The organism is Burkholderia cepacia GG4 (assembly GCF_000292915.1).
In the GTDB taxonomy this organism is placed as follows: domain Bacteria; phylum Pseudomonadota; class Gammaproteobacteria; order Burkholderiales; family Burkholderiaceae; genus Burkholderia; species Burkholderia cepacia_D.
Genome location: NC_018514.1, coordinates 1,673,657 through 1,686,312 on the forward strand (window position 1 = coordinate 1,673,657; position 12,656 = coordinate 1,686,312).

Sequence of the window (12,656 nt, forward strand, 5' to 3'; positions counted from 1 at the left end):
CAACCCTCCAGCTTGACGATCCCATTGGAAATTCAACGTTCCAGGCCGGCACGCGCCGCCTGGTACTTGATTGCGGAGACAACCCCGGCGCGGCGAAACGGCTCCGGTGGCAACCAGCTCGGCCCTTCGAGACTGAGCGCATCGGACAGATGCGACGATTGTGCACCCATCGCCATCTCGCCCAGCAACTTCCCGTAGGTACTTCCCTTCAGCACGCCTGCACCGTTGCAACCCAACGAGGCAAACAGACCCGGACGCAGTTCGCCGAAGAACGTTGCGCCGTTACGTGTCAATGCAGTCGTGCCGCCCCATATGAATTCGAATCGATGCGACTTCAGATTCGGATAACGGCGTTGATAGCTTTCCGTCAACTGAGCCAGCGTATGCGCGGACGATTGCTCACGTTCGTACGAATACGCACTGCGCACCATGAAGCGCCCGCCGCGCACGCGGCGCAGCGTCGTTCCAAGGCGATTCGCGGGAATAACGCCCCATTCCGGCGTGTCTCCCAGCTTCTCGAGTTCGGACTCGGCCAACCGGGGAGTCAGGGCCGCATAGGTAAAAATCGTGATCAGCCTGTCGCGAAGGATGCCCAGGGCCTTTGCAAACCCGTTGTTCGCAAGTACGACGCGATCCGCGACATACTCCGCTCGCACGGTGCCGACGCGGAAGCGCGGCCCTCCGTCAAGCGCGACGACAGGCTCGCCTTCCACCAGCACGACGTTGGATGGCAACGAATCGGCCAGCCCGCGGATCAGAGCGGCAGGCTGCACGAACACGTTATTGGACGAGTGATATCCGTATCGATAATATGTTGTACCAAGTTTTTCCCGCAGCGCGTCGCGATCGAACACTTCGTACGACACGCCCCATTCACGATACTGGGCGAGCGAAGCTTCGAGATTCTGAACCCCGGCTTCCGTTGCGGCCGCGTGGAACTTCCCCACCGGATTCCAGCCGCAATCGATGCCGTTCTCGCGCACGAGTTGCTCGAGCCAGCGAAGGCCAGCGCCATACATTCCGATTTGCTTGCGTGCGACTTCCAGCGGGCTGGCATGGCCGCCCATCCGCGTATTGTGCGGCAGGTTGATCACGAAGCCGGAATTGCGTCCGGAAGAGCCTTCGCCGATCGCCGACGCCTCCAGCACCAACACCTGTTCGTCCGGTCGCAACTCTGCAATGCGCCGCGCGGCGGCCAGGCCGGTGTACCCGCCGCCGATCACCACTGTTCCAAATCGACGGCCGTTCGTCGGTCCCTTCGCAAGTCGTTCCGGCAGCATGGCGTTCCAGCCCGAACAGTCGTGGTAGGTCGGATACTTCCCGTCGGCAGCACGGTGTGCTGAATGGCGTGTCTCGGTATTCATGGTCTTGGCTACGTTCAAAACGTTACTGGGGCGCCGCGAGCGCATGCAGCCATACTGCGAGTGCCGATCGCGCGACGACGCGTGTATGCGAAACAGAGTTCGAACTTCCTCAGTGAACCCGCCTGTTTCCATATTGCCCATGTATGCACCCAAGTGGTGCTTGCATCAACGTAGCTGATGTCCAAGTTCAGCGTGACTTGTTTTAGCTGCTTGGCGTTTCGGTGCGCCAACGCCAGACCGGATCCACGGGCCGCGTCGGCGCGCGTGTATGCGCCGCAAGCACACTAGTGCGTGTATCCGGCAGCCGTTTCCGAGAGGCTCTTGCCCTTTGTCTCCGGCGCAAGCCAGTGCGACAGTCCCGCGCCGAGCGCAGCGATTCCGGCGGCCACCAGCATGGTCGCCGACGCACCGATGTTGGTCATCGACCAAGGCAGCAGAAACGTACCAAGACCCGCTCCGATCCGGCTGACGGCAGCGGCAAAGCCCGTGCCGATTCCGCGAACCTCGGTCGGGAAAACTTCTCCCGGGTAAATGCCCGTCAGCGTGTTGTACCCGGCATTGAAAAAGGAGAAGACGAGGAACAACAGCAGTACCACCACGGGCGGCGCACTCGTCCACAAGCCGATCACCGCGAGGACAATCGTGCACAGCCATTGCGGCGGCACGGTCAGCGTCCGTCGCCCGACCTTGTCGATCAGCAGCACCGTGGTCACGACGCCGGCCAGCGCGATTGCCGAGAGTCCGATCCCGCCGGCGAATCCGCCACCGAAGCCGTACTTCTGCAGGACGCTGTCGGCGAAGGTCGCGATCGCAAAATACGGTGTGACGGCACAAAACCAGAACATCGACATGAACAGCGTGGCCCGCCAGTACTGCCGGCAGAAGAGCATCGCGATACCGTTGCTCCCGCGGGCAGCGGATTCGCGCTCGACGTCCGCCATGTCTGCCGTGTGCTCCATGTATCGTCGCGCGATGGCCCGTGCTTCGACCACGCGCTTCTGGTTCCAGAGCCAGCGCGGCGACTCGGGCAGGCCGAGTCGCGCAACGAGCAGGATGCCGGCGATGAAGGTGCTCGTGCCCAGAATGGCGCGCCAACCCATATGCGTCGACTCGTTCAATACATAGCCCACGACGAAGGCGATCATGAATCCCGCGTACCAGGCGACCAGCGTCATGCCCATGAGCCGCCCGCGGAGTCTCGCGGGCGCGAACTCCGACATCAGCGGCCAACCGACGGAATACTCGGCCCCGATCGCAATGCCCATCAACAGGCGCACCACGAACAGTTGCGCGGGCGACTCGACGAAATACTGCAAGGCCGAGGCAACGAGGAAGAGACTCATGTCGAGCATGAACAACGGCTTGCGGCCATACCGGTCAGCCGCCCAGCCGCCGAGCGGGGAGCCGAACAGGATGCCGAACAAGGCGCCCGCGGCGATCAACCCCTCCCAGAACGTCGAGATGCCGAGATCGGCTGTCAACCGGCTGGCGACCGGACCTACGATCCCCAGGATGTAACCGTCCAGAAACATCCCGCCCGTCAGGACGAAGATCATCCTCCTCATGAAGCGTCGTTTGAATGCAGTCGATGTCTCCGCCATGGCGAATCCGCGAGAAGCGGCCAAAGTCTTGTTCTGCGATGACACGGGTAGTTTCCTCCAGTTTTTTATACGTTCGCGATCCGGCACGCATGGTCCGGACCGGCCGCGCGACGGAACCCGCTCGGGAAAGGGAAAGCCGGCGCCTCCGGGCGCGCCGACGACGCGGCGCGAGGCGAGCCCTTCGAGTGTCGGGCCGAAGCCACCCCGACGTTTTCCTCGCGGGCATGGGCGACCATGAGCACGCAGACGAGCCGGTCAGGACGTCTTGCCGAATCGTCGCGAGCCCATGAGTCAAGCATCCGTAACGGACGGTCGAATCTCGTCTACTGCCGCCCGAACTCCTCGCCCATTTCCGTGGCGCGTGCATCGGCGGCACGCGCGCCGCTGACAATGGCGTCCTTGATGCCACGCGCGTCGAACAACGCAAGCGCGGCGGCTGTCGTGCCGCCTGGCGACGTCACGCGTTCGCGCAGCACGCCGGGCGGCTCGGGCGACTCCGCGGCGAGCGTCGCGGCCCCGACGAACGTCGCGACGGCAAACTCGCGCGCTTGATCACCCGTCATTCCGAGCTGGCATGCCGCCTCCTGAACGGCTTCCATGAAATAGAACACGTATGCGGGGCCGCTGCCGGAAATCGCGGTCACCGCGTCCAGTTTCGACTCGTCGTCGAACCAAACCGTCCGTCCGACCGCGCCGAGGACCTGAGTCGCCAGTACCCTGTCGCCGACATCGCCGTCACTCGTCGACACCAGAGCTGTCATGCCCATTCCGATCAACGCGGGTGTATTGGGCATGGTACGAACGATCCTCGTGTGACCGTCAAGCCATCGCGCAAGATCGGCGCTCCGGATCCCGGCCACGACGCTGATCACCAGTTGCGCCGGGCGCAGATACGGCGCAAGCGCCTTCGCGGCATCCTTCAGCACTTGCGGCTTGACGGCAAGGACGATGACATCGAACGCTTCCAGCGACGCGTCGGGTCGTGTGCCGGTGGCAACGCCAAACTGCTGTTCGATGCGCGTGCGAGCCAGTTCTCCCGGATCGATTGCAAACATGTCGGCGCACGGAATACCGCGACCGACGAGACCGCCGATAAGCGCGGCGGCCATATTCCCGCCGCCAATGAAGGCAATTTTCATGACTTTCCGGTGTTCGATGGCATTAGCATGAGGTAAGAAAAACTGCCGCGGATGTTCGATACACACCGGCCACTCATGCGAAGCCGAAACTTCTTAAACTAATTAGTTATACCCGAGAATCGCGCAATGGCCGCACTGCGGATGGTCGTCGATGCAACGCATCAAGGTCGCCAGTGGCTCATCGAGCAGTTGCCTGTAGGTGCTGCTCGCCTTGACGTCGCCAGACGACGTGAACGGAGACTTATCGGGACTCACGCAAATCGCTCTTTCGTCGTATCTCGTCAACATGATGTCTTCCTCAACTGAACGCGGCCGGAACACCGGGTGACGCCCGGCAGCAATCGCATTACATGTTCGGATAGTTGGGGCCGCCGCCGCCCTCCGGGGTGACCCAGACGATGTTTTGCGTCGGGTCCTTGATGTCGCAGGTCTTGCAGTGCACGCAGTTCTGCGCATTGATAACGAGGTGGCTCGTCGCGTCCGCGGACGAATTGAACTCGTAGACGCCCGCCGGACAGAATCGCGTTTCCGGTCCGGCATACTTCTCGAGATTCACGCGAACCGGAACCGTTGCATCCTTCAGCGTCAGGTGGGCCGGTTGATTCTCCTCATGGTTCGTGTTGGACAGAAACACGGAAGACAACCGGTCGAACGTCAACTTCCCGTCCGGCTTCGGATAGACGATTTCCCGGCACTCGGCGGCAGGCTTCAGCGTCTCGTGATCCGCATGACGATGATGAAGTGTCCACGGTACGCGGCCGCCCAGCAGTTTCTGCTCGACACCGACCATCAACGTGCCGACATACAGTCCCTTGCTCATCCATTGCTTGAAGTTTCGGGCGCGATACAGTTCTTCGCGAAGCCACGATCGCTCGAATGCTTGCGGGTACTCGACCAGTTCATCGCCCTGACGCCCCATCTGCAGGGCTTCATATGCGGCCTCTGCGGCCATCTTCCCGCTCGCGATCGCGGCATGGCTGCCCTTGATTCGGGAAGCGTTGAGAAAACCCGCCTCGCATCCGATCAACGCGCCACCCGGAAACGTCAGCTTCGGCAGCGACATCAGGCCGCCCGCGGTAATGGCGCGAGCCCCATACGAGATGCGTTTGCCACCTTCCAGGAACTTCCGGATCTCGGGATGCGTCTTGTAGCGCTGGAATTCCTCGAATGGCGACAGATAAGGATTCGAGTAGCCGAGCCCGACGACAAAGCCGACGACTACCTGATTGTCATCGAGGTGGTAAAGGAACGATCCGCCATAGGTATCGGTGCCGAGCGGCCAACCGGCAGTGTGGATCACGAGGCCTGCCTGGTGCATGGCGGGATCGATTTCCCACAGTTCCTTGATGCCGAGGCCATATACCTGCGGGTCGGCACCGTCACGCAATCTGTAGCGGTCCATCAACTGGCGACCGAGATGGCCTCGCGCGCCTTCGGCGAACAGCGTGTACTTCGCGTGAAGCTCCATGCCAAGCTGGAAGTTCCCGGTCAGTTCGCCATGCTTGCCCACACCCATGTTTCCGGTCGCGACGCCCGTCACTTCCCCGCGCTCACCGTACAGCACCTCCGCCGCGGGAAAGCCGGCGAAAATCTCCACGCCGAGCTCTTCGGCGCGCTGCGCCAGCCAACGCGCGACGTTCCCCAGGCTGACGACATAATTTCCGTGATTCTTGAAGTTGTCGGGAAGAAGCCAGTTCGGCACTTGCTTCGCGCCGGTCTGCGAAAGAAACAGGAAGCGGTCTTCGGTCACTTCCACGTCGAGCGGCGCGCCTGTCTCGCGCCAATCCGGCAACAGTTCCTCGAGCGCACGCGGGTCCATGACGGCACCGGACAGCGTATGGGCGCCGACCTCGGAACCCTTTTCGAGTACGCAGACGCTGACGTCACCGCCCTTCTCGCGGGCCAGCTGCTTGAGCCTGATCGCTGCTGACAGTCCAGCCGGACCGCCGCCGACGATAACGACGTCATATTCCATCGATTCTCGAGGACCGAATTGTTCGGTGAGCGTGGGTGTATTCATATCGCGAAAGTGCCAAAGTGTCCGATTAGTCCGACCACCGTCCGTTCATCGAGAAGGCGTGGCGAAACCCTGCCTTGCACCGTTTGGGTTCGGCTTCAAACGAATCCTAGCCAGCGAAAATCCTGACCGTTTCGACATAAGGCGCTCTTATGCTCCACACAACGGCTGGTTAGGTTTCCGGCGGAATCCGGCAGATTGAGGCGGGCCGGAAGCCACGGCGCAGGCCGGAAGCCGATGTGTTCAGTGGCTGCGCCTTTTGCTAAAAATTGCCCCTGCTTATATTCCTGTATGCCGATTTTTTCCGCGTCAGACTTGATTCACACCCTGACCAGAAGGAAACGGAATCATGAACTCGTACGACGTCGTCGTTATCGGTGCTGGCGTGATCGGCAGCTCCGTGGCATTTCATCTGTCGAAACTCGGCGCCAGGAACGTGCTCGTTCTGGACCGGGGAACGATCGGCGCAGGCACCACGTCGCAATCTTCCGGCATTCTGCGTACGCACTATTCCGTCAAGGAAAACGTGGAACTTGCCCGGAAGTCGTGGCACGTCTTCAACAACTTCGCCGAATACCTCGGCGACGACGAGGCATCGTGTGGCCTCGTCAAGTGCGGATACATGATCGTCGGTGCTGAAGGCGACAAGCTCGAACCCTTGCGCGCGTCGCTCAATCAGCAGAAGGAGCAAGGCATTCCGCTCGAGCTCCTCAGTCAGCAGCAGGCAGCCGAGTTGCTCCCGATCGCCCGTTTCGACGACGCAGCGCTGATCGGCTACGAGCCGGAAGCCGGTTTCGCCGACGCGTATCTCGTCGCGACGAGCTTCGCGCGCTCCGCGCGGCGCGCCGGCGTGACCGTGAAGGAAAACGTCAACGTCAACAAGGTGTTGATCGAGAACGGCAAGGTGGTCGGCGTGTCGACCGACATCGGCGACTTCGCGACGTCGATGGTCATCAGCACGCAGAACATCTGGACGCCCGAACTCGCCGGCTGGACCGGCAAGACGCTGCCGATCATGCCGGAACGCCATGCGGTCCTCGCGCTCGAGTGCGACGCCGCCAAGTACACGTTCTCGATGCCCGTCTTCAAGGATCTCGCGTCGCCCGGCATGCTGTATTACCGCAGCTACGGCGGCAACCAGATGCTGGTCAGCGAAGGCGTCGTCGGCGAGAAGCTCAATACGGCCGAAGTCGAACAGGGCGACATTCCGATGGACTACATCGTCGATGTCGGCGCCCAGGTCGCGGAACGTTTCCCCGCCTACGAAACGGCGGGCATCGCATCGTCCTGGACGGGCGTGTACGACGTCACGCCCGACTGGAACCCCGTGCTCGGCAAACTTCCCGGGATCGAGGGCCTGGTCGTCGGTTACGGTTTCTCCGGCCACGGTTTCAAACTGTCGCCGACCGTCGGTCTCGTGCTCGCGCAGGAAGCGCTGGGGCTGCCGACCGAGGTCTCGCTTGCTCCGTATTCGATCGAGCGCTTCGCGACGGGCGAACTGCTGACCGGCAAGTACGGTCTCGGCGCGGTCTCCTGAGGACCGGGCGATGGCGCTGATAGACGTCTATCCGGTCGAATCCATTCCGACGGAGGCGTGGCGCAACGGCGGCGGCACGACGAGGACCATTGCCACGGGCGGCACGCAATGGCGAGTCAGCCTCGCGTCGATCGAGCGTAACGGCCCGTACTCGCGGTTTCCGGGTATTGCCCGCGTGTCGCTCATCCTCGGTGGCGACGGTGTCACGCTGACGAGCAGCGAGACCGTGGTGCAGTTGCGCCCGTGGGTCCCCGAAGCCTACGACGGCGACCTCGACTGGGATGCCGCGCTCGTCGACCGACCGTCGATTGCGCTGAACGTGATGGCCACGAAAGGCCGCTATCTGGTCGACGTGCGTATCGTCGACGAGCCGGTCGTGGTTGGTCCCGGCCGCGCAGCGATCGCCGTTGCGCTCGGCCCGGGCTGTACGTACGCCGAAGGCGGTGATGCACCGGCCGGCGATCTACTGCCTGGCCACGTGCTGGTATCGGAGCGCCAGGATCGCCCGCTGCTGCTGGCGCCTCGCGGCGCAACGTGCGGCAAGCCCGAACGCTGCGCCTGCGCGGCGCTCGCGACCATCGAATCTGCTCCAGCGCAGGAACTCTCCTGAAATTCAGAGGTATGTGACATGAAAGTTATTGCAGCCGTAAAACGCGTGGTCGACTACAACGTCAAGGTACGCGTGAAATCCGACCACACCGGCGTCGACATCGGCAACGTCAAGATGTCGATGAATCCGTTCGACGAAATCGCCGTCGAAGCGGCGACGAGACTGAAGGAAGCCGGCACCGCGACCGAGGTCGTGGCCGTCTCGTGCGGCGTCGGCCAGGTGCAGGAGACGCTGCGCACCGCGCTCGCGATCGGCGCGGATCGCGGCGTGCTCGTTGAGACGGACGCGGAACTCCAGCCGCTCGCCGTCGCGAAACTGCTGAAGGCCGTCATCGACAAGGAACAGCCCCAACTCGTCATCCTGGGCAAGCAGGCCATCGACGACGATGCCGGCCAGACCGGGCAAATGCTTGCGGCCCTGCTCGACTGGCCGCAGGCCACCTTCGCCAGCCAGATCGAAATCGGCGACGGCGTCGCCACCGTGACGCGCGAGGTCGACGGCGGCCTCGAAGTGATTTCGCTCAAACTCCCTGCCATCGTGACGACCGACCTGCGCCTCAACGAACCGCGCTACGTGACGCTGCCCAACATCATGAAGGCAAAGAAGAAGCCGCTCGACACCGTGGCGCCCGCGGCGCTCGGCGTGGATCCGTCACCGCGCCTCAAGACCCTGAAGGTCGTCGAACCTCCGGTTCGCAAGGCGGGCATGCGGGTGGCCGACGTCGCGACGCTGGTCGAGAAACTGAAATCCGAAGCAAAGGTGATTTAAATGACGACGCTGGTTATTGCAGAACACGACAACGCCCAACTGAAGACCTCGACGCTTCACACGATTGCGGCGGCCCTGAAGCTGTCGAACGGCGTTCATGTGCTCGTCGCCGGTCATGCCGCGCAGCCGGTGGCGGAAGCCGTGCGCAAGGTGGCCGGGGTCGACAAGGTCATCCTGGTCGACGCGCCGCACTTCGCGGACGGACTCGCCGAAAACGTCGCGGCGCAAGTCCTGGCTCTCGCCGGCGACTATTCGCACATCCTGTTTCCGGCAACCGCCGCGGGCAAGAACGTCGCACCGCGCGTTGCGGCGAAGCTCGACGCGGCGCAGATCTCGGATGTAATTGCCATTGACTCCGCCGATACGTTCCAGCGTCCGATTTATGCGGGCAATGCGATCGCAACCGTGCAATCGCCCGATCCGGTGAAGGTCGCGACCATCCGCACCACCGCCTTCGACGCAGCCGCCGCAGACGGCGGCAATGCGCCGGTCGAAACCGTGCCGGCCGTCCCGGACACCGGTTTATCCACCTTCGTTCGACGCGAAATGGCAACGAATGACCGGCCGGAGCTGACCGCTGCTCGCGTCGTGGTTTCAGGTGGCCGAGGCCTCGGCAGCGCGGAGAACTTCGCACTGCTGGACCCGCTCGCGGAAAAACTCGGCGCGGCAGTGGGCGCATCGCGCGCCGCCGTCGATTCCGGCTACGCACCGAACGACTGGCAGGTCGGCCAGACCGGCAAGATCGTCGCCCCCGAACTTTACATTGCGGTCGGGATCTCCGGCGCGATCCAGCATCTGGCCGGCATGAAGGACTCGAAGGTCATCGTCGCGATCAACAAGGATGCGGACGCACCGATTTTCAGCGTCGCGGACTACGGCCTCGTCGGCGATCTTTTCGAAGTCGTCCCGCAGTTGACCGCGCTGCTCTGAGCGCCGCGTGCGCATGCGGGTAGCCGGTGCGGCTCCCGTTTTGGCCGCCATCACCGGATCTCCGTGATGGCGGTTTTTTTGATACGCAGGAACAAAAGCCGGCGCTGCTGCGCCGGCTCGCTGCGGCAATCGCGGTCGCGCTACGAGATGGCTCGCAGCGCCTCGAAGGCCGCGATGACCATACGCTCCACCACCGGCTTCACCTTTTCCGCGAGGTCCGGTCGATAATCGAACGGCGCGGCTTCGTTCATGTAGGTCGACTGGCACATCTCCAGCTGAATCGAATGCACGCCGTCTGCGGGACACCCGTACTGACGCGTGATGTATCCGCCCTTGAATCGCCCGTTCGCGACCCAGGTGAAAGGCTGCTGATCGAGCGTTCCGGAAACGGCGTCGAGAATACGCGCATCACACGTCGCGCCCGCGTTCGTACCGAGATTGAGATCGGGTAATTTTCCGTCGAACAATCGCGGCAGGATGCTGGCAATCGAATGCGCTTCCCATAGCAGCACCTTGCCGTGCTCGGCTTTCAGACGATCCAGCTCTGCACGCAACTTCGCATGATAAGGCTGCCAGTATGCATTCAGCCGTGCTGCAACGTCGGTCTCGCCGGGTCCACGACCGTCACGGTAGAGCGGCTCTCCATGGAACGTTTCGGTCGGGCACAATCCGGTGGTCGTCTGTCCGGGATAGAGACTCTCGCCGCCCGCCGGGCGATTCAGGTCGATGACATAACGCGAGACCCGCGCAGCCAGAATCGATGCGCCTGCCGCTCGCGCGAACTCGTATATCCGGTCGAGATGCCAGTCCGTGTCTGCAACGGCAGAAGCGACGTCGTCGAGTTGCACGCGGACCTCGGGCGGAATCTCCGTGCCGAGATGCGGAATCGAGATCAGGAGAGGAAGCGTCCCCTTGTGAAAGGTGAATACAGAGTCGGTCAAGTGGAATCTCCTTGAGAACGATCGGCTCATTGAACAAGCTCGACCGGATTGCCGGCAACTCACCGAAGTCGGCAAGACCGGCCGGCCGAAAGGAAGAAAGGCAGCCGTGTCGATCGACATGCTGCCTTGTTTGCGTCCGCGTCCCCCAATCGGCGAGCCGGGCGAGCGCGTGTCCGTCAGGTTCAGAACTTGTGTCGAATTGCGGCACGGACCATCAACTGATTGCGATTCGACGACACATCGTCGGCGCCCGGAACATATGCGACGTCAAGCACGGAGCCGGTGCGATCACCGCCGACGTGCTGATACGCGCCTTGCAGATAAAGATCGGTCCGCTTCGACAGGTTGTAATCCGCCATCAGGCCGACCGTCTGGTAGTTCGGATGCTGCTTGCCGGAAGTCGCATTGAAATCGGCGCGCGTATACGTGTACATTGCGCCGACATAGAACGCCGGCGTGAACTGGTACTTCCCGTTCAGCTCGAAGTTCTGGAAGCGCAGTGACGAAAGCGTTCCGGTCGCCGCGGCGATCGCGCCGACGTATCCCGAGCTCAACGGCTGCGTCACGTTCGTATTCGTATACGCGAAACCCAGCGTCGCGGGGCCGAAACCGTAGTTGACGCCGGCACCGAACACGCGCAGCCGCTGCGCGACGAAGTTCTCGTCGCCACCGTTGTTGATCGCGCCGCCTGCGGTCGCCGACGGATTGTTCGCTTGCAAGTACGCCGCCGCAATCAGCAGACCGCCGTTCGCGTATTGCCCACCCACGCTGTATTGACGATTATTCGCGAAGTTCGTGTCGTTGCTGAAGCTGTACGTGCCGCCAAACTGAAACCCGGAGAACGCCGGGCTCATGTACTTGACGGTGTTGTTCACGCGGAACGTGTTATCCGTATTGTCGTTGTCGTACGGATGCGAAAACATGTAACCCGCCCAGTTCCCGTTCGCGGTCGTCTGAGCGAGAAAGTCGACGAGCGAATCGTATTGACGGCCGAACGTGACGGTACCGAGCCGGTCGCTTGCCAGGCCGACATAGGCCTGGCGGCCGAACATCAGGCCACCCTGGCCCAGGCGGCCGTTGTTCACGTTGAACCCGTTTTCGAGCTGAAACACTGCTTTCAATCCACCGCCAAGATCTTCCGTTCCCTTCATCCCCCAGCGGCTACCCTGCACGAATCCACTCTGGAGTTCGTACACCTTGTTTCCGTTGACGTTATTGGTGAAATTGAAACCTTCGTCGATCACACCGTAGAGCGTAACGGTGCTCTGCGCCATCACCGGGAACGAAACCGCCGACAAAATGGCAACCAGCAACTTCTTCTTCATTGAGTTCTCCAAACGTATATTGAATTGACAGCCAAATTTTTTATTTATCGATTTTGCTACGTGGCCCTCGAACTCTGATGACGGCGCGCGCGGGTCCCGGCGCCAACCCGGGCCGGTTGCCGGCGGCCAGCAACAAGCGCTGCGTCGCCTGGCCGCCATTCGGTATGAAGCGAGGCAACCATTGCCCGGCCCGGGATGCCGCGCGTTGCAATGGCGCCAAATACGTTGCGTGACGGGTGCGTCTCCTGACGCATGCGCAACCGTGGCTGCCCCGGACGCTTTCGCACCTTTGCCGGCCGGGGGGCGCGACGATCCCGACAGCATGGTCTACCGAATCATCGCGGCTGCCGATCCCGTTTCGTCGAACCGGCGCGGCGCATCGACGCCGCGTGCCGCTTCGTCGGCGCGCGCAAATGCCTCCGCG

10 protein-coding genes are annotated in these 12,656 nt (G+C 62.3%); 4 read left to right on the forward strand and 6 right to left on the reverse strand.

Annotated elements, in window-relative coordinates; translation table 11 throughout:
• Nucleotides 1-32: 32 nt before the first annotated feature.
• The 4 genes from GEM_RS23205 to GEM_RS23225 all read right to left on the reverse strand — a co-directional run bounded on the left by GEM_RS23205 (nt 33) and on the right by GEM_RS23225 (nt 6,124).
• A complete protein-coding gene (locus GEM_RS23205) occupies nt 33-1,364 on the reverse strand; it encodes an FAD-dependent oxidoreductase (RefSeq protein ID WP_041490800.1) in 1,332 nt (443 codons plus the stop codon).
• Between the two features lie 284 nt (nt 1,365-1,648).
• Nucleotides 1,649-3,010: an MFS transporter gene (locus tag GEM_RS23210; RefSeq protein WP_272148395.1), complete on the reverse strand. Its 1,362-nt coding sequence runs from the start codon at nt 3,008-3,010 to the stop codon at nt 1,649-1,651.
• A gap of 278 nt (nt 3,011-3,288) precedes the next feature.
• Complete coding sequence (gene proC, locus GEM_RS23215) at nt 3,289-4,104, reverse strand: pyrroline-5-carboxylate reductase (protein WP_014899848.1); 816 nt, start codon at nt 4,102-4,104, stop codon at nt 3,289-3,291.
• A gap of 346 nt (nt 4,105-4,450) precedes the next feature.
• Complete coding sequence (locus GEM_RS23225; RefSeq protein ID WP_041490801.1) at nt 4,451-6,124, reverse strand: electron transfer flavoprotein-ubiquinone oxidoreductase; 1,674 nt, start codon at nt 6,122-6,124, stop codon at nt 4,451-4,453.
• Between the two features lie 346 nt (nt 6,125-6,470).
• Between GEM_RS23225 and GEM_RS23230 the strand changes: the two genes are divergently transcribed.
• The 4 genes from GEM_RS23230 to GEM_RS23245 are packed head-to-tail and all read left to right on the forward strand — an operon-like array spanning nt 6,471 to nt 9,966.
• Nucleotides 6,471-7,658 (forward strand): NAD(P)/FAD-dependent oxidoreductase, encoded by a 1,188-nt coding sequence (locus GEM_RS23230; RefSeq protein ID WP_014899851.1) that lies wholly within the window; start codon nt 6,471-6,473, stop codon nt 7,656-7,658.
• A gap of 10 nt (nt 7,659-7,668) precedes the next feature.
• Nucleotides 7,669-8,268, forward strand: coding sequence for a HutD family protein (locus GEM_RS23235; protein WP_014899852.1), 600 nt, complete (start codon nt 7,669-7,671; stop codon nt 8,266-8,268).
• Nucleotides 8,269-8,286: 18 nt separating this feature from the next.
• Nucleotides 8,287-9,036 carry an electron transfer flavoprotein subunit beta/FixA family protein gene (locus GEM_RS23240; protein ID WP_014899853.1) on the forward strand — a complete coding sequence of 250 codons (750 nt, stop codon included), beginning with the start codon at nt 8,287-8,289 and terminating at the stop codon, nt 9,034-9,036.
• Nucleotides 9,037-9,966: an electron transfer flavoprotein subunit alpha/FixB family protein gene (locus tag GEM_RS23245; RefSeq protein ID WP_014899854.1), complete on the forward strand. Its 930-nt coding sequence runs from the start codon at nt 9,037-9,039 to the stop codon at nt 9,964-9,966.
• 140 nt (nt 9,967-10,106) lie between these two features.
• Here GEM_RS23245 and hutG read toward each other — a convergent pair whose 3' ends face one another.
• Complete coding sequence (gene hutG / locus GEM_RS23250) at nt 10,107-10,907, reverse strand: N-formylglutamate deformylase (protein ID WP_014899855.1); 801 nt, start codon at nt 10,905-10,907, stop codon at nt 10,107-10,109.
• A 182-nt stretch (nt 10,908-11,089) separates the two neighbouring features.
• A complete protein-coding gene (locus GEM_RS23255) occupies nt 11,090-12,232 on the reverse strand; it encodes a porin (RefSeq protein WP_014899856.1) in 1,143 nt (380 codons plus the stop codon).
• Nucleotides 12,233-12,656 lie beyond the last annotated feature (424 nt).